The sequence below is a fragment of the Xanthomonas pisi DSM 18956 genome, from assembly GCF_001010415.1.
Taxonomy (GTDB): Bacteria; Pseudomonadota; Gammaproteobacteria; order Xanthomonadales; family Xanthomonadaceae; genus Xanthomonas; species Xanthomonas pisi.
The window spans coordinates 27,252-44,595 of the sequence record NZ_JPLE01000017.1; the positions used below are offsets into that span (position 1 = coordinate 27,252).

Below are 17,344 nucleotides of genomic sequence, written 5' to 3' on the forward strand. Positions count from 1 at the left end.
AATCGACATGTCCGCCTCGTACACTGCGATTGATCCGCGCCGGCCATGCTCAGCTGGGGACTGGTTGCTCGCTTCGGCTGTTGCAGGTGCTGCCTGCGTCGATGCGCACGTGTATCGCACTGGTTTTGCCAACGCAGGCCCGCGCGTGCACCAGCCTGCGCATCCACCATCGCCGGCAGCCTGCCGGCATCACTCGCAAGGACTGCCGATGCGCCTGCCGCCCCGCCTGGGTTCATCCATCATCGCTGCCTGCCTCGGGTTGCTGCCGCTGTCGGGCATGGCGCAATCGGGGTGGATCAACGCCCAGGGCGAGTCGGTTGCACAATCGCCCAGCCGCAAGACCGTGCAGGACATGGGCGCCAGCCTGCTGCTGACACCGGATGCGGACTGGCAACAGAAGTGGAACACGCCCAGCGACACCGCTCCGCACTTCAATCAGGTCGACCATGTCGCGACCGGCGACACACTGTTCGCGCTGATTTTTCTGTCCAATCCCGGGCTGGATGCGCAACGCCGCGCCGATGTGGTGTGCAGCATCCGCGTCATCGACCCCACCGGGCATGCCGAGCAGAACACGGTCGATGCGCCGTGCCTGCAGACGCACATCGAAGGCGACCCACGCCATGTGTATCTGGCGCAGGTCAGCCTGGCCGTGCGTGCGGAGGCGAGCGACCCACCCGGCCGCTGGCAGGTGCAGGTCACCGTCAACGACCGGCAGCGCGGCATCCACATTCCACTTGCCAGCACCTTCACCATGGGCCGCCAGCGGCAGCCCGCAAGGACGCCATGAGCACGCTGTCGTTGCGCGCGCGGGCGGGCTACCTGTTGGTGGCCGTTGCACTGTTGCTGATCGAAGTGGCGATCGCTGCCGGCTGGATCGGCGGTGCGTGGGTACGCGGCAGCCTGGGCGATGTGCTCGCCGTGGCGCTGGTCTATTGCGGCCTGCGCGGCGTGTTTGGCTGCCCGCCGGGATGGGCCTGCACCCTGGCAATCGCCATCGGCTGCGCGATCGAAGGCTTGCAGGCCATCCATCTGGCCGACCGGCTTGGTCTGCACCCCGGCAGTGCGGCCTATATCGCGCTCGGCAACACCGCAACGCTGCACGATGTGCTGATGTATGCCATCGGCGGCGGTGTGGCTTTCGGCTGCGATGCGCTGTTGCGACCGCGACCGCATGTGGCACCTGCAGCCCCGCTGATCGATTGATCCTGTTTTTCCTGGAATGCCATGTCCCCCCTTCTGTCTTCAGCCATCGTCCGCTGCGCCGCCATTGCCACCGTGCTTGCGCTGGGCGCCTGTGGGCGCGAAAGCGCATCCGCCCCGTCATCGAGTGCCGGGGCGATCGCTGCCGCTGCAACGACGCCTGCCCGCACCGCAGTGAGCTTGCACTGCCCGGATCTGGACGATGCCGCGCGCGAGGCCGCCGCGCTTGCCGCAGGCGCGCGCGATCGCGTGCGGCGCGTGGGCGCGCATCGGCTGGACGTGGAAACCGATGCAGGCACGCAGGTGTTCGACGACACCCCGCCCTACGATGCGCCGCTGGACGGCGCCGAGTACCGCTATTGCGATCGCCGCGATGCGTACGTGTTGCTGCATCATCGCGATGGCGACACTTTTTCCGGCGTGCTGATCGACACCCGCAGCGGTGAGCAGCTTCCCGGCGGTACCCAGGTGGTGATCGCGCCGGATCGCAGCCGCTATCTGGCCGTTACGCAACGCGACGGCATGGACGGCGAGCAGTGGCGCGTGATGGACTTCAACAAGCGCGTGCTGATCTCCACAACCAGCATGCTGCTCAGCCGGGATGGCACGAGCGGCATCGCCGAACTGAGCGCACCGCAATGGTTCGGCACGCAGCTGCAGGCGACGGCCACCTGCCTGAGCGACGACACCCAACACTGGCAAGTCCGTCTGGCCAATGCGCAAGGTGCCTGGAACTGGCAGCCGCGCCGCACGTGTGACGCCAGCGATGCAGACCGATGACATGATGTTTGCAGGCGGCGGATTGCGCTCGATCCAACGCGCGGTGCTGCGCCAGGCGCCGGCCAATCTGCAGCGCGGAATCGAGGCCGTGGGCGGGCGCCTGATCCTCACTGCAGACGCGCTGCTGTTCCAGCCACACGCCTTCAACGTGCAAACGCGTTCGCTCGCCGTGCCGCTGAGCGCAATCGTGTCGCTGCAACCGCGCTGGACACGGTTGTTCGGGCTGCTGCCGGTGGCGCCGACATCGCTGGCCGTGCGGTTGGACAACGGCGATGAGCACCGCTTTGTGATCGGCAAACGCGACCAATGGATTGCCGCCATTGCCGGCGTCCGCGACGCGCTGAGCCAGCTCTAGCACACCTGCGATCGAGCGCAGCCATCGCAGTCACCCAGCAACGCGTTCCACTCCAGGTCGCAGTGCAAGCGTGACCCGCACTTAGGTTCATTGCTGAAGTTTGAACCGGGTGCACGCTCTGCATCTGGAGCACTCGCAGCACAGGTCGCGCCCGCCTAGCATCGCGCAGCGGCATCGCGGCCACACCCTTGCTTGGACTGAGGAACTGAACATGCTCCACCCCACCTTGCGCATGCTGGCATGCGCGCTGTGCCTGTACGGCGGCGTCAGCGCACCGGCCATGGCTGCCTTCGGATTCACCCGCAGTGGCGACCGCGTGGTGGTGGACACCGGGGCCGAGCTGGTGTTTTCGGTCAATGCCAACAACGGCGACATCGTGTCGATGCGCTACCGCGACAACGAGCTGCAGACCACCGAATCGAAGGGCTCGCATATCGCCTCGGGCCTGGGCAGCGCCAGCGTGGACGCGCGCGTGGTCGGCGGGGCGATCGTGGTGTCGGCCAAGGCCGGCGATCTGACCCAGTACTACATCGCTCGCAAGGGCCGTAATGCGATCTACATGGCCACCTACGCACCGACCCTGCTACCGGTGGGCGAGCTGCGCTTCATTGCGCGCTTGAACGTCGCCAAGTTGCCCAACGCGCAACAGGAACCCGACTCCAATGTCGGCAGCGTGATCGAAGGCGAAGACGTCTTCCTGCTGCCGGACGGGCGCACCAGCTCCAAGTTCTATTCGGCGCGCCGCATGATCGACGACCGGGTGCATGGGGTCAGCGGCTCGGGGATTGCGGTGTTCATGCTGATGAGCAACCGCGAGCGCAGTTCCGGCGGGCCGTTCTTCAAGGACATCGCCACGCAAAAGACCCGCGTGACGCATGAGCTCTACAACTACATGTATTCCGACCACACCCAGACCGAAGCGTTTCGCGGCGGCCTGCATGGCGTCTACGGCCTGTTGTTTACCGACGGCGGCGCTCCGAACAGCGCGCAGCTGAGCACCGACTTTGTCGATGCCACGTTGGGGCTGAGCGGCTATCTGGCCGGCAGCGGGCGCGGTGCGGTGAGCGGTCGGGTCGGCGGCGTGCTGTCCGGTCAACCGGCCGTGATCGGCTTGCGCAACGACCAGGCGCAGTACTGGGCCACCGCCAACGGCAGCGGCGATTACCAGGTGGCCGGCGTGCGCCCGGGCCGCTACCGCATGACCCTGTACCAGAACGAGCTGGAAGTGGCGCAACGCGAGGTGGAAGTATTCGCCAATGCAAGCCCGCAGGTGGCCTTGCAGGCCGTGACCTTGCCGGGCACGGTGAAATGGCAGATCGGTGTGCCCGACGGCACGCCGGCCGGATTTCGCCATGCCGACCTGCTGCCGCGTGCGCATCCGTCCGACACGCGCATGCGCTGGGTGCCGGTCACCTACAGCATAGGATCGAGCAGCGTGGGGAGTTTTCCCGCCGTGCAGTGGCGCAGCATCAACACGCCGACCCGCATCGACTTCACCCTGACATCCAATGAAGTCCGCAGCTATCGCCTGCGGATGTTCGTGCCACTGGCGCAGTTCGGCGCGCGCCCGCAGGTTGCCGTCAACGCACGCTGGAATGGACCGCTTCCTGCCGTCCCCAACCAGCCCAAGACGCGTGGCATCACCCGCGGCACCACGCGCGGCAACAACACGCTGTATGAGGTGGACATTCCCGCCTCGGCACTGCAGGCCGGCAGCAACCGCATCGAGATCGGGCTTGCATCGGGATCGCCGGACAACGGCTACCTCAGCCCGGCGGTCGTGTTCGACAGCATCCAGTTGGTAGTGCCGTAAATCCGATGCGCCTGCTGTAAACACCGGCATGGCCACCACTGCGCGAACCTACGTGCAATGGTGGCCATGCTTCAAGCTGGCGTTGCCATCCGTGGATGACGGCGCATCGGGCGTTGCGCGCCGACAGCATGCCGACCGCGCTTGATGCATGCGCCATGCCATCGCATCGATGGCGAGTTGCCGGGTCTATTTGGCCGCGATCGAACCGGTGAGCGATACCGAGCCCATCCCGCCGGTGACCTCGAAACCGCCCTCCACCACCTGCAGATACAGATCGCTGCTGTAGCGGCCATCGCCGCCGCGTAGCGCCTGCAATCTCGTCAAAAATGCCTTGACGTCGACATTGAGGCTGCCCTTGGCCGGAAGCGCATTGCTGTTGCCGGCGCTGCCATGCGGAATGAAGGTATAGACGTAGTAGCCGGCGGCCGAGTTATTGCCTTCCCACAGATCGTAGGTCACACCGCCGGAGGTGAATGCATTGGACGCCGTCAACGTGCCCAGCGGGTAGGAATTGTTGGCGCCCCAGATCATCACTTCCAGCTGCGGATTGCCCTTGCTGGTGTCCTTGCGGAAAAACAGATCGTAGGCAAAGTCGCCGGTCTGTCCGCTGCCCTTGGTGGTAAAGGCCAGCGTCCCGCTCAGGCTGCCCACCTTCGAGACCTGGTGCGGGAAATAGCTGTCGGTGGCCGGGTTCATCGTGTAATGCCAGCCGCGGCAGATCGCCGGATACCCGTACAACTGCCCACTGGGCAAGTTATAGGTGACGGTCAGGCTGGGCGTGCTGCCGGAGCCGAAGGTCGGCTTGATGTTGTTGGTATTGTCGTTGAAATTATTGTTGTAAGCGTATTGCGTACCGTAGACCTTGGTCTCGCCGGTCGCGGCGCTGGCGCCGGAGGCGACCAGTACCAGGGCCAGCGCAGCGGCGCGCGGCAAAACGCCGCAACGCAAGGACAGACGGAAACGAGCGTGCACATGCATGAGGTGAACTCCGATGATGGATGGATGGGCCACGCTCGCCATCTGGCAACACGCCAGCGGGTGGGCGATGACCGTGGGCACATCCGGCGCAATGACGCCTTGACGCCACGCCGAATGCCCGCGCACTGACGGGGCGCGAACATGGCCATCCCTGCAGACCGATCACCGTGGCCTCGTCCGATGCGCGACGCATGCGTCTGCATGCGCCGCCCAAACGACCACATCGTTGTGCGATACAGCGTAGTTCAGCGGTAGCCACCATCGGGTCGCAGCGTGCGGACCACCGTGCAGCCCATCACCGACCTACGCCTGCATGGACCGACACCGCTGCGCTGACGGTCCATGCGCGACGCTTGGGGCTTACTTGGCGTCCATCGTGGCGCTGACCTTGGCCCAGCCATTGCCGCGCACCACTTCAAACCCCGCTTCGGCCGCATGCAGATACATGCTGTTGTTGTAACGGCCGTCCTTGGAACGGTTGTTCTGCAGCCAGGTCAGGAACGGCTTGGCATCGATGTTGAGATTGCCGCTGGTCTTGAGCGTCGGCTGGCCAGCGGTACCGGTCGGGATGAAGGTGTAGACGTAATAGCCGGCACCGGAGTTGAAGCCTTCCCACAGATCGAACGTGCGCCCGCCGGCAGTGATCACCTTGGTGGCGGTGACAGTGCCGATCGGCCAGGAGTTGTGGTCGCCCCAGATCATCACTTCCAGCTGCGGGTTGCCCTTGGCGGTATCCCAGCGGAAGAAGATGTCGTAGGCAAAGTCGCCCGCCAGGTTGGTGCCGCCGGCGCTGTAGGTGAACTTGAACGGCAGCGAGGAAATCGAGGAAATCTGCTTGGGGAACAACGTGTCGGTGGTCGGATTCCAGTCGTAATGCCAGCCGCGCACGATCGCCGGATATCCGTACAGGTTGTAGTCGGCGAAGTTGAAGGTGACGGTGAGCTCCGGCGTGCTACCGGTGCCGAAGGTGCCCTGGATGATGTTGTTGGGGTCGTTGAAATTGTTGACCCATGCATAGTGTTTGCCAAAGATCTTGTACGGCCCGGCCAGCGCCGCCGGTGCCAGCGCGACCAGGCCGATTGCCAGCGCGGCCTTCCACCAGCGCGATGCGCGCCGCCGTGTGGCGGGCGCCTGCGCACCGGTCTGCGTGAGGGTGTTGGATGGGGTGGTGTGCATGTGGACTCTCCATGGTGTTCAGCGCGGCGGCGCCAGTGCGGCGCTCCCGGGACCGCCCTGCAGCGGTTGCGGCCGACCCTAGCAGCGGCCCCGCGAAAGGAGCTATAGCGATTCCGGCAGGACAGCCCCGCCAAGCACGATAGCGGGCGCTACCTTGCAGCCCGAACGTGTCCTGGTCCTCAGTTCGTCACCATTGGCCCGGCCAGGCACCATGTATCGCTCAGTGTTCCGGCACGACCTGGCACGCAAATGGTGCAGAGCCACATGCCTCCCCCGGCCTGCGTCGGCCCTAGTGGCCCGCCCGGCACCTGGCCGCTGTAGACGCCCGATTGGCCACGGTCAGGCCCGGGGCCGGCACACGCAGTCAGCCGATGGGTCTACGCGCCAGGCCGGTTTTGCGATAGCGTTTGCACTTGTAGAGACGACGCAATAGCCGGAGGGGGCGACGATGCGCATCGGAATCGTGGTGGACAGTGCGTGCGATCTGCCGCAGGACTTCATCCAACGCAACAACGTGATCGTGCTGCCGATCAGCGTCCGCATCGGCGAAGCCGTGCTGGCCGATCACCGCGATGAAGAAGCCACGCTGAGCTTTCTGCAGGCGCACGTAGCCGAACGTGGACACGAGGCGGAAACCACTCCGTTTTCGGTCAACCAGATCCGCGATCTGTTCCTGCAGCGCCTGGTCATCGATTACGACCACGTGTTCTGCCTGACCATCTCCAAGCTGCGCAGCCAGATCTACGACAACGCCATGCAGGCCAGTTTCGCGATCCTCAACGACTACAAGCCGATCCGTCAGGCCGCAGGTCACAGCTCGCCATTCGCGTTGCGCGTGATCGATACCTTGAACCTGTTTGCCGGCCAGGGCGTCACCGCGGTGGAAGCGGTGCGCCTGCGCGAGCAGGGCCAGGGCGTGGCGGCGATCCGCACGCGGCTGGAGCAGCTGGCCGAACACACCTATGGCTACATGATTCCGCGCGATCTGTATTACCTGCGTGCGCGCGCGCGCACCAAGGGCGATCGCAGCGTGGGCCTGATCGGCGCGGCGCTGGGTAGCGCACTGGATATCAAGCCGGTGCTGCGCGCGTATCGTGGCGTCACTGAACCGGTGGCCAAGCTCAAGGGCTTCGAGCCGTCGGCCGAGAAACTGTTCGGCTTCACCGTGCGCAAGCTCCGCGAGGGTCTGATGACACCCACCGTGTGCGTGGGCTATGGCGGCGAGCTGGCCGAGCTGCATGCCCTGCCCGGCTATGCCGCGTTGCAGGCCGCCTGTCAGAGCCATGGGGTGGAGCTGTTCGAAAGCGTGATGAGCCTGACCGGCATGGTCAACGTGGGCAAGGGCGCACTGGCGGTGGCCTTCGCCGCCGAAGCGCATGGCTTTTCTGCCTGAAGCAAACGCTGGACGGCACACGGCCTTCGACGGCGTTCTCACCCCGCCTCGGCTAGTGTGCCGCCGTCATTCAACGGAGTGTGTCCATGCCTGTCAGCTACTCGATCAGCCTGCCCGACCCCAAGCTCGCCCGCGGCAGCGCGCCATCGGTGAGCTTCACCGCCAACGGCGCCGACGCGTTTGCCGAACAGTTGCAGGCCGCACTGCGTGACCCGGCCTGGTTCGACCGCTGGCGCCAGCTCCAGGCCGACCCGGACGAGGTGGACCCGGCACTGGGCATCACCGATCCGTCGGCCACCGTCACCGGCAAGCAAGACGACCTGCGCATCGACCTGGTCGCCACCACCAGCATCCCCGGCGACCTGTTCAAACAGCGCATGCAGGCCCTGGCCGGCCATCACTGGGAAATGCGCGACGTGCGTTGACGGTGTGCGCCGCCATGCTGCATGCGTGGCGGCGCGCGGTCATGCCCGCGCCAATGCGCGGCGTGGCCAGCGCCATTTGAGGTTCACCGCCAGCGTGCCGAGCACGATCAACGCCAGGCCCAGCCATTGCACCGGCACCAGCGCATGGCCATACAGAAGATAGTCCAGCAACAGCGTGACCAGCGGGTACACGAAGGCCAGTACCGCGATCGTGGCCACAGGCAGATGCCGGTAGGCCGAATAAAACAGCACGTACACGATCCCGCTGTGGATCACGCCCAGGCCCACCAGCCACACCCAATGCATGCCCGGATGCAACGCGGCACTGCTCGAAAATCCGGCCAGCAATACCGTCCCGACCCAGCACTGCACCGTGACCACCGCCAACGGCCGCTCGCGACTGATGCGTCGCGACATCAGCAAGGATGCGCCGCATAGCAGGGCCGCCAGCAGGGTCAGCGCAATCCCGAGCAGATAGCCGCGCTCGGCCGCCTGCCACAGCCGCGCCGGATCGGCCGAACACGCCACACCCACGAACGCCAGCAGCGTCCAGCCCAGATCGGCGCGCCGCGTGCGCTCGCCCTGCAGCAACGCCGCCAGGATCAGCATCACGAACGGAAACACGTGATACACCATCGTCGCCACGCCGATCGACGAGCGCGCCATGCCGGCGAACAACGCCACCCAGTTCAACACCAGCAGCACACCGCTGATCGCCGCATCGCGCACCAACGCACGCTCGCGCCACAGCCCGCGCAGCTGACCGCCGATCACACCGCATACGGTGAGAAACAACGCACTGAACAGGCAGCGATAGAACACCGCCGTTACCGGATCCTGCCCGCTCTCGTGCACGAAGACCCCCACCGACCCGATCAACACTTCGGCAACCAGCAACTGCCAGAGCGCGCGGCGCGATGCGCCTGCCGATGTCGCCTGAACAGACAAGGCAATGCTCATAGCGCAATCGTTCCCTGCAGATACTGCACAGCGCTGCCACGCACATACACATGCTGTGGCTCAACCCGGCATGTGAGCTCGCCGCCGCGCGCCGATGCCTGCAGCGCATTGAGCTCCGTCTTGCCCAGCCGCTGTGCCCATAGTGGCGCCAGCGCGGCATGAATCGACCCGGTCACAGGATCTTCGCTGCCGCCATTGGCCGGCCAGAAATAGCGCGAGACGAAGTCGTGCCCGGTCCCTGGCGCGGTGACCGCTACATCACGCGGCGCCAGCGCCAGCATCCGGCTGAGATCGGGCGTCACCTCACGCACCTGGTCTTCATCGGCGTAGACAGCGATATACGCCTGCGCATTCGCATACACAGCCTGCGGCGCGATCGACAAAGACGCCAACAAGGCTTGCGGCACTACCGACAGCAACAGCGGCATCTGGTTGGGGAAGCGCAGTTCGAAGGTATGCTCGGCCACCCTGGCGACCTCGATCTCACCGACAGCCGGCGCGCGCAATCGCAACGGAAAAACAACGTCGTGATGCATCGCAATCACGAACGCGCTGGCCAATGTCGCATGCCCGCAAAAGCCGACCTCCTTGAGAGGGGAAAACCAACGGATGTCAAAGACACCGCTCTCGTCGCGAACGAAGAATGCGGTCTCCGACAGATTGTGTTCGCTGGCAATCGCCTGCATCAGCGGCTCCGGTAGCCAGCTCTGCAACGGCACCACCGCAGCAGGATTACCCTTGAACCGCACTGTGGTGAACGCATCGACGATAAATACTGAAAGCAGCACGGCCAACCCCACAGAAGAGAACCCACACCTGGCGCACTCACCGGGCACAGCCAGTCTGCAACGCGGCACACGACCATGACAGATTCAGATAAGCTGAAAATCGACCAATACAGATGGAAGGTGCCGGCATATGCTTCTGTACGAATCGCTAGCCACGCAGCTGCGACAGCAGATCGACGGCGGCACCTTGCGTGCCGGCGAGCGCCTGCCCTCGATCCGGCAACTGGCTGCCAACCACGGCATCAGCACAGCCACCGCAGTGCAGGCCTGCCTGCAATTGGAGCGCGAAGGACGCGTGCAAGCGCGGCCACGCTCCGGTTACTTCGTGCGTACCACGGCGTCTGCGTTGCCAGCTGCAGCACCCGCAACGCGTCGGCGCAAACCGGGCATGGTCGACAACCCGGCCTTGCAGCGCGTGCTCGACACCCTGGCGCGCACCGACCTGCTGCCGCTGCACACCGCCACTCCCGCCGCTGCGCTGTTACCGGCTGCGCAGTTGGCGGCAGCACTCTCACGTCAGTTGCGGCGCCAACGCAACGCTGCGCTGGACTACGCACCGCCGCAAGGCCACGCCGCACTGCGCCGACAGATCGCACAACGCTATGCGCACTGCGCAACCACGGTGGCTGCGGAAGAAGTGGTGATCACCGCCGGCGCGATGGAAGCCATCAGCCTGGCGCTGCGCACGCTCACCGCACCGGGCGATGTGGTGCTGGTGGAAGCGCCCACGTATCACGGCATACTGCAGGCCGTGGCGGCGTTGCGGCTCAAGGTGCTGGAAGTGCCCAGCCGCGCCGGCCACGGCATCGATGTCGCGCGTCTGGACGTGCTGCTGCAACACACGCCGGCACGCGCCGCAGTGCTGGTACCCAACTTCAACAATCCCAATGGCAGCCTCACCCCCGACAGTGCCAAGCGCGCGCTGCTCGACAGCTGCGCACGCCACGGCACCGTGGTGATCGAAGACGATATCTACGGGGAGCTGGATTGGTCGGGCCAGCGACCGCGCCCGCTGCGCCACTTCGACACGCACAACAACGTGATCACCTGCGGCTCGTTCTCCAAGGTACTGTCGCCCGGGCTACGCGTGGGCTGGCTGCTCGGCGGCGACTGGACCGACGCACTGGTACGCGCCAAGTATTTTTCCACCGTTGGCAGCGCCAGCTTGCCGCAACTGGCATTGGCCGATTATCTCGCGCAACACGATCTGGAACGGCATCTGCGCAAGCTACGCCGCACCCTGGCCGACAACGGCCAGCGCCTGCGCGATGCGATCGTGCGGCATTGGCCGCAGGGCACACGCGTCGGCGACCCGGCGGGCGGCTTATCGCTGTGGCTGCAGTTGCCCGATGGTGGAAGTGGCCAGGCCTTGTTCGAAGTCGCGTTGGCCGAAGGCATCGGCACCTCGCCGGGTCATCTGTACTCCAGCCGTGGCGACTACGCAGATCATCTCCGCCTGAGCTGCGGCCAGCCATGGAGCGAAACGCTGGAACGCGCGATGCGTCGGTTGGCGACGCTTGCGACGCAGGTGGTGCGTTAGCCTGGTTGTTGGCGTCAACGTTCGATTTGTCGTTGTCGTTGTCGTTTGCCGTCGACTTCGACTTCGACTTCGACTTCGACAAAAGATATCGCCGCACCTACCTGACGCGAACTTTCAAATGCGCAGTGGCGAGCCCCCTTCCCTGCGGGGCGAGAAGGCACTGCTTGCGCGCCACTGGCGCGCGTGCCTTGGAGCGCCCGCGCCGCTAGCGCGGGCCGGGGCGGGAGCGGGGGTTGGGGTGAGGGTACGGTGCGAAGCACCCGCATGTTCCAACTGCACGAGCCTTCACCCGTCCCCTCATCTGCCCCAGCAGAGCACCTTCTCGCCAGCGGAGAAGGGCAATCGCGTCTACATCAGCGCAGCCCTGGCATCCCACTGGCGCCGATCAACTCCGCGAATCAACAGCCACAAACAAAACGTCGTCTCGCCGACCAGAACCGGCAACAGAATGCCGGGATTGATCAGCTTGGCAAATGCAGGCGCCAGCAGTTCGGCGAACGAGGCCACCAGATAACTGAGCCCAGCCAACACCATCAATCCGCCAACGAACCTGGGCAGATAGCGCGATCGCCAGATCAGCGTGCCACTGACCAGGCAGGCAGCACCGAAAAACAGCAGCGCGATATTGAAGCCAATTTCATGTCCCAGCAATGCCAGCGCGGCCAGCGAGAAGCCATGCGCAGGATCGGCTGCCGACGTGCTGCCGGAAGCCAACGGCAGCACCATCAACTGAAACAACTTGCTGACGGCTTCCACCGCAAGCGATGCGGTATTCAACAACACGAACAACAGCGCCAAGCCCCTCCCCGCAGGCCGCAGCAACATGTATTCGATCCACAGCTGCACCACTGCGATCAGCGGTACCACCAGATTCGCAGCCAGCCCCAGCGTCCAGAGCTGCGCATGCTGCACAATGGCGTGGAGCGTGGCCTGGGCATCGCCAGGCACTACCAGTGCGTTTGCTACATAGCCCTCTGCCAGACCACCCAGGACGATGACGGCGAGATAGAGCGCGCCAGCGACGCGCGCATAGAACTGCGGGCGAGCTTGAATGTCGTACGCCATGGAGTGTCCAGTGGTTGTGGGGAGTATGCGAAGCGAGAAAGCAGTCAACGCCAGCGGTCGCCGGGCATGCGAATGAACGTCGAGACGACGTGCCCCCACGGAATCAGGACCGGAAAGACCACCACCAGCAGGCAGGCCGACAGCGTGGACCAGATACCGACATCCATCCGGTCGTGCAACAGCCGCGGCGCGGCGACGACGCCGAGCCAGATCGACTTCCATGCAATTTCAAACAACAGCAGCGGCAGCATTTTCAGCGGATAGCGAAGGCCAAGCAATGCCAGCAGCCCCATCGCTCCCAGCATGCACTGCACCACGCCCTCCATCAGTTCCCAGCTGTCGTGGCGCAGCACGATACCCGGCCAGACCTGTACACCCAGGCCGACCACGAGCAGCAGATAGCCGGCGCGCAAGCCATACAACCGCCAGAGCGGCACGTCGCTCGAAGTCCGCCCCGACACGGAAGAAACTGCAGCACCGCTGGCGTCAGTCTCGGTCGCGATCATTCGACGTCCTTGAGAATTCTTTCGATACCGTCGAGGCGGATACGCATGTCGTTCAAGGCAACCTGCGTTTTCTCGGCCAGCTCACGGTAGGCCTGGTTGTGATCCAGCTGCGCCTTGGCCTGCCTGATCGCAGCAAGATAGCGCATGCCGAAAACCAGCAGGATCGTGCCCAGCGGCAGGCAGATGGTCAAAAGATACAGATGCTCCGACAAGGCCGTCTCCTATTTTTCCGTCTTGTCGGTCAGCGATGTCGCTGCGTCGGCAATGACCGAAGGTGAAAGTTCCAATCGAAAGGCGCTGACCTCGAAGTAGTTGAGCGCTTTTCCGTCATGCGACACCTCGGGCTGGCTGGTCACCAGACCTGCGGCCTCGAGCTTGTTCAAATGCAGATGCAAGAGCGGACGGCTGATCCCCACTTCTCGCGCCAGGCTGCTGATGTAGTTGCGGCCACCGGTTTGCAGTGCCGCAATAATCCTCAGTCGGTGCGGATTATCGAGCGCCGAAAGAATCTCCAGCAGTCGATCCCCTGTCGTTGCCCCACCATTTTTCATGCGTAAGAAATATCTGACAGGTGCAGACATGTCAAGCGTTGCGAGGGGCTTTTTGCATGAGCGCGATGCTGGAGTGCGGAGTCGTTACCGGCGGTATGGGTAAGCGACCGGCATTGTCTGTCCGCACTGGTTGCCCGACTGATGCACACGCTGTGCAAAGCACTGCATCACGCTGCCGCAGGCGCGAGCCGGGGGGCACCATGGACACGCCGCATCATGAAGTACGCACGAGCTGCAGTGCAGGCAAGCGCTATCGCGCATGGCGGCGTTATGCACGGCGGCGCTAGGTAAGTCTGTTTCCAGCTGTAAGCCAACGCAGTGACGCCAGAGATAGGCCCCTCACGCCAGGCGAGTGCCAGCCGCCGGCCGGACGTTGGACGGATGAGGCGAAAAGCGTGTGCCGCACCTGGCACGCTAACGACGGCACTGCACCGCACTGACCGTAAATAGCGGCTGCAGCAAAACAGCGATCTTGCCGCTACTGCCTGGTGCAACTTTCATACGCGACTCCCTCTCCCGGCGGGGCGAGAAGGCACTGCTTGCGCGCCACTGGTGCGCGTGCCTTGGACCGCCCGCGCTGCTAGCGCGGGCCGGGGCGCGGAGCGGGGATTGGGGTGAGGGTACGCGGCGAAGCCTACGTACACCCAAACTCCACCAGCTTCGCCCGTACCCGCATCCGCCCCTGCGGGGCACCTTCTCCCGAGGGGAGAAGGGACAACGATCCGCTACGCGCCCAACCACACAATCAACCACGCAGCGCCGCAGCGTGATGCGCGATGTGCTCACCAATGAAACTGGAGATGAAGTAATAGCTATGGTCATAGCCGGGCTGCATCCGCACGGTCACCGGGTATGCCGCCGCCTTGGCTGCGTCTTCGAATAGCGCGGTTTTCAGCTGGTTTTCCAGAAATTCGTCCGCGCCACCTTGATCGATCAACAGCGGCAAACGCTCCTGTGCCTGCGCGATCAATGCGGTGGCGTCATACGCCTTCCAGCTGTCGCGATCGTCGCCAAGATACTGTCCAAACGCCTTCTCGCCCCACGGCACCTGGCTGGGTGCCACGATCGGCGAGAACGCCGATACGCTGCGATAGCGCCCCGGGTTTTTCAGGGCGATGGTCAATGCGCCATGCCCGCCCATCGAGTGGCCGCTGATCGCGCGCGCGCCGGTGGTGGCAAAGTGCGCTTCGATCAGCGCCGGCAATTCGTTCACCACATAGTCGTACATGCGGTAGTGCGCCGCCCAGGGCTGCTGCGTGGCATCGACGTAGAAGCCGGCGCCCTTGCCGATGTCGTAGCCCTCTGCATCGGCCACATCGTCGCCACGGGGGCTGGTATCCGGCGCCACCACAATCACCCCATGCTCGGCGGCATAGCGCTGCGCACCGGCCTTGCTGATGAAGTTCTGCTCGGTGCAGGTCAGGCCGCTGAGCCAGTACAGCACCGGCAAGGGGCCGTCGGCGGCCTGGGGAGGCAGATACACGCCCACCTGCATACTGCAACCCAGGCTCTGCGATTGATGCCGATACACATCCTGCCAACCGCCAAAACAGGCACGGTGTTCGATACGTTCCATGAAGATTCCTTGCGAAGAGAAAACCCTGCAGCCGGATCACCGGCCGCAGGGTTGGACCATCAGTGCAACAAGCCCTTCTTGCGCGCTACCTGCGCAGACAGCGCATCCATCAATCCCGGCGACAGGCAGTCGTAGGGCGTCAACCCCAGCTCGGTCAGACGCGTGCGCACGCCATCCATCTGCTCCGGCGGGGTGCCGGTTTCGATGATGGACGAGACGAATGCGGCAAAGCCCGGCGCCGACCACCCTTGCTGCTTGGACAGTTCGGTGTGCACGAAATCCAGCCCGTAGAACGCGTGCTCCTTGTTCTCGATCCGGCCGAACAGATGCACGCCGCATGCCGTGCAGGCGTGTCGCTGGATCGCCGCGCTTTCATCGACGATCTTCAGCTTTTCTTCGTGCGCAAGCACCTTGACCTTGTCGCGCGGCGCCACCGCAATCACGGAAAACGTCGCGCCCTCGGGCTTCCAGCACTTACTGCAGCCGCATGCGTGGTTGTGTGCAGTCTGCGCACCCACTTCCACCACCACCTTGTCGCTCGCGCAGTGACATTCGAGGGTTCCCCCTTGAAAGTGTTCTGCACCGCCTCGCGCAACGCCACCATCTACCGAAGGATGAATCGACACGTTAGCCATCATGCCCCTCCCGGAGTCTCGGTCCCACGTGCGCGGAAGCGGCCGCGCGCCGCTCCTGGCCGTGTGGTCAGAAATGAATCACGGTGCGGATCGACTTGCCTTCATGCATCAGGTCGAAGGCTTCGTTGATCTCTTCCAGCGGCATGGTGTGGGTGATGAACGGATCGAGATCGATCTCGCCCTTCATCGACTGCTCCACCATGCCCGGCAATTGCGTGCGCCCCTTGACGCCACCGAAGGCGCTACCGCGCCACACGCGGCCGGTGACCAACTGGAACGGACGGGTGCTGATTTCCTGGCCGGCGCCGGCCACGCCGATGATGACGCTCTCGCCCCAGCCCTTGTGGCAGCACTCCAGTGCCGAACGCATCACATTGACGTTGCCGATGCACTCGAAGCTGAAATCCACGCCGCCATCGGTCAACTCGACGATCACTTCCTGGATCGGCTTGTCGTAGTCCTTGGGGTTGATGCAATCGGTGGCGCCCATGCTGCGCGCCAGGTCGAACTTGCCCGGGTTGGTATCGATGGCCAGGATGCGCCCGGCCTTGGCCTGCACCGCGCCCTGGATCACCGCAAGGCCGATGCCGCCCAGACCGAACACCGCCACGCTTTCGCCCGGCTTGACCTTGGCGGTGTTGTGCACCGCACCGATGCCGGTGGTGACGCCGCACCCGAGCAGGCACACCTTCTCCAGCGGCGCTTCCGGGTTCACCACCGCCAGCGAGATTTCCGGCACCACGGTGTATTCGCTGAAGGTGCTGCAGCCCATGTAGTGGTAGATCGGCTCACCGTTATAGGAGAAGCGCGTGGTGCCGTCCGGCATCAGCCCCTTGCCCTGGGTGGCGCGCACGGCCTGGCACAGGTTGGTCTTGCCGGACAGACAGAATTTGCATTTGCGGCATTCGGCCGTGTACAGCGGGATGACGTGGTCGCCGACCTTGACGCTGGTCACGCCCTCGCCGATCTGCTCGACGATGCCGCCACCTTCGTGACCCAGCACCGACGGGAAGATGCCTTCCGGGTCATCGCCGGACAGCGTGAAGGCATCGGTATGGCACACGCCGGTGTGGGTGATGCGGACCAGCACTTCGCCGGCCTTCGGCGGTGCGACGTCGATCTCGACGATTTCCAGCGGCTTGCCGGGTCCGAATGCGACTGCTGCACGGGATTTCATTGGAATAGCGCTCCTGACGAGGATGTGCGAGGACGGACGCGGCATGCGCCGGCCCGGTGGGAGTTCATTTGAGGTAGGACCGGACCAGCCCGAGCAGGTCCTGGACCCGCTCGGCGCGTTGCGCGTCGGACGCAGCAGCATGTCCGAAGTCTTCACGGATATGCGCTTCAAGCACCTGCGACATCAGCCCATTGACTGCCCCCCGGATCGCGGCGATCTGCTGTAGCACCGGGGCGCAGTCTGCGCCCGACTGCAGCGCGCGCTCAAGTGCGTCGCACTGCCCGCGCAACCGCCGTACCCGCGCCAGCGCGCGTTTCTTTTCCAGCGGCGAATGCGGCATGCCGACCCTCGACCCGAAATACTGGGGGGCAGTATAGGCATCTGGAAGAAAAAAGCGATGCCGACGGCGTTCCGGTAGTCGAT

General features: G+C 64.5%; 20 protein-coding genes. 8 read left to right on the forward strand and 12 right to left on the reverse strand.

The window, feature by feature from the left end; all coding sequences use genetic code 11:
* Nucleotides 1–208 precede the first annotated feature (208 nt).
* The 5 genes from Y887_RS04815 to Y887_RS04835 all read left to right on the forward strand — a co-directional run bounded on the left by Y887_RS04815 (nt 209) and on the right by Y887_RS04835 (nt 4,151).
* Nucleotides 209–790 (forward strand): hypothetical protein, encoded by a 582-nt coding sequence (locus Y887_RS04815; protein WP_046963260.1) that lies wholly within the window; start codon nt 209–211, stop codon nt 788–790.
* Nucleotides 787–1,206 carry a ribosomal maturation YjgA family protein gene (locus Y887_RS04820; protein ID WP_046963261.1) on the forward strand — a complete coding sequence of 140 codons (420 nt, stop codon included), beginning with the start codon at nt 787–789 and terminating at the stop codon, nt 1,204–1,206. Before Y887_RS04815 ends, Y887_RS04820 begins: the two co-directional genes overlap by 4 nt.
* Before the next feature lie 21 nt (nt 1,207–1,227).
* Entirely contained in the window at nt 1,228–1,983 is a 756-nt protein-coding gene (locus Y887_RS04825; protein ID WP_245879414.1) for a hypothetical protein, read from the forward strand.
* 22 nt (nt 1,984–2,005) lie between these two features.
* Nucleotides 2,006–2,338 (forward strand): hypothetical protein, encoded by a 333-nt coding sequence (locus tag Y887_RS04830; RefSeq protein WP_104611982.1) that lies wholly within the window; start codon nt 2,006–2,008, stop codon nt 2,336–2,338.
* Nucleotides 2,339–2,549: 211 nt separating this feature from the next.
* Complete coding sequence (locus Y887_RS04835) at nt 2,550–4,151, forward strand: rhamnogalacturonan lyase B N-terminal domain-containing protein (RefSeq protein ID WP_046963262.1); 1,602 nt, start codon at nt 2,550–2,552, stop codon at nt 4,149–4,151.
* Between the two features lie 186 nt (nt 4,152–4,337).
* On the opposite strand, the gene Y887_RS04840 is transcribed toward Y887_RS04835, so the two are convergent.
* Nucleotides 4,338–5,129, reverse strand: coding sequence for a GH12 family glycosyl hydrolase domain-containing protein (locus Y887_RS04840; RefSeq protein WP_104611964.1), 792 nt, complete (start codon nt 5,127–5,129; stop codon nt 4,338–4,340).
* Between the two features lie 360 nt (nt 5,130–5,489).
* Nucleotides 5,490–6,305, reverse strand: coding sequence for a GH12 family glycosyl hydrolase domain-containing protein (locus Y887_RS04845; RefSeq protein ID WP_046963263.1), 816 nt, complete (start codon nt 6,303–6,305; stop codon nt 5,490–5,492).
* Between the two features lie 448 nt (nt 6,306–6,753).
* Here Y887_RS04845 and Y887_RS04850 point away from each other — a divergent pair, with 448 nt between their 5' ends.
* Entirely contained in the window at nt 6,754–7,698 is a 945-nt protein-coding gene (locus tag Y887_RS04850; RefSeq protein ID WP_046963264.1) for a DegV family protein, read from the forward strand.
* Between the two features lie 86 nt (nt 7,699–7,784).
* Nucleotides 7,785–8,123: a hypothetical protein gene (locus Y887_RS04855; protein ID WP_046963265.1), complete on the forward strand. Its 339-nt coding sequence runs from the start codon at nt 7,785–7,787 to the stop codon at nt 8,121–8,123.
* A gap of 39 nt (nt 8,124–8,162) precedes the next feature.
* Here the strand turns inward: Y887_RS04855 and Y887_RS04860 are convergent, their stop codons facing one another.
* A complete protein-coding gene (locus Y887_RS04860) occupies nt 8,163–9,083 on the reverse strand; it encodes a DMT family transporter (RefSeq protein WP_046963266.1) in 921 nt (306 codons plus the stop codon).
* Nucleotides 9,080–9,871 carry a PhzF family phenazine biosynthesis protein gene (locus Y887_RS04865; protein ID WP_046963379.1) on the reverse strand — a complete coding sequence of 264 codons (792 nt, stop codon included), beginning with the start codon at nt 9,869–9,871 and terminating at the stop codon, nt 9,080–9,082. The genes Y887_RS04860 and Y887_RS04865 overlap by 4 nt, the downstream gene beginning before the upstream one ends.
* 130 nt (nt 9,872–10,001) lie before the next feature.
* Here Y887_RS04865 and Y887_RS04870 point away from each other — a divergent pair, with 130 nt between their 5' ends.
* Entirely contained in the window at nt 10,002–11,411 is a 1,410-nt protein-coding gene (locus Y887_RS04870; protein ID WP_046963267.1) for an aminotransferase-like domain-containing protein, read from the forward strand.
* A 348-nt stretch (nt 11,412–11,759) separates the two neighbouring features.
* On the opposite strand, the gene Y887_RS18640 is transcribed toward Y887_RS04870, so the two are convergent.
* The 8 genes from Y887_RS18640 to Y887_RS04910 form a co-directional block, all read right to left on the reverse strand.
* On the reverse strand, nt 11,760–12,575 hold the full coding sequence (locus tag Y887_RS18640) for a DUF4386 domain-containing protein (protein ID WP_211256977.1): 816 nt from the start codon (nt 12,573–12,575) through the stop codon (nt 11,760–11,762).
* Nucleotides 12,521–12,982, reverse strand: a complete 462-nt coding sequence (locus tag Y887_RS04880; protein WP_211256978.1) for a hypothetical protein — start codon at nt 12,980–12,982, stop codon at nt 12,521–12,523. Before Y887_RS04880 ends, Y887_RS18640 begins: the two co-directional genes overlap by 55 nt.
* Nucleotides 12,979–13,194: a hypothetical protein gene (locus Y887_RS04885; RefSeq protein WP_046963268.1), complete on the reverse strand. Its 216-nt coding sequence runs from the start codon at nt 13,192–13,194 to the stop codon at nt 12,979–12,981. Before Y887_RS04885 ends, Y887_RS04880 begins: the two co-directional genes overlap by 4 nt.
* A gap of 9 nt (nt 13,195–13,203) precedes the next feature.
* Nucleotides 13,204–13,563, reverse strand: coding sequence for an ArsR/SmtB family transcription factor (locus Y887_RS04890; RefSeq protein ID WP_211256979.1), 360 nt, complete (start codon nt 13,561–13,563; stop codon nt 13,204–13,206).
* A 715-nt stretch (nt 13,564–14,278) separates the two neighbouring features.
* Nucleotides 14,279–15,109 (reverse strand): S-formylglutathione hydrolase, encoded by an 831-nt coding sequence (gene fghA, locus Y887_RS04895; protein ID WP_046963270.1) that lies wholly within the window; start codon nt 15,107–15,109, stop codon nt 14,279–14,281.
* A 59-nt stretch (nt 15,110–15,168) separates the two neighbouring features.
* On the reverse strand, nt 15,169–15,744 hold the full coding sequence (gene gfa / locus Y887_RS04900) for an S-(hydroxymethyl)glutathione synthase (protein WP_046963382.1): 576 nt from the start codon (nt 15,742–15,744) through the stop codon (nt 15,169–15,171).
* A gap of 67 nt (nt 15,745–15,811) precedes the next feature.
* Nucleotides 15,812–16,921 carry an S-(hydroxymethyl)glutathione dehydrogenase/class III alcohol dehydrogenase gene (locus Y887_RS04905; RefSeq protein ID WP_005993098.1) on the reverse strand — a complete coding sequence of 370 codons (1,110 nt, stop codon included), beginning with the start codon at nt 16,919–16,921 and terminating at the stop codon, nt 15,812–15,814.
* Between the two features lie 64 nt (nt 16,922–16,985).
* Nucleotides 16,986–17,261: a metal/formaldehyde-sensitive transcriptional repressor gene (locus Y887_RS04910; RefSeq protein ID WP_046963271.1), complete on the reverse strand. Its 276-nt coding sequence runs from the start codon at nt 17,259–17,261 to the stop codon at nt 16,986–16,988.
* Nucleotides 17,262–17,344 lie beyond the last annotated feature (83 nt).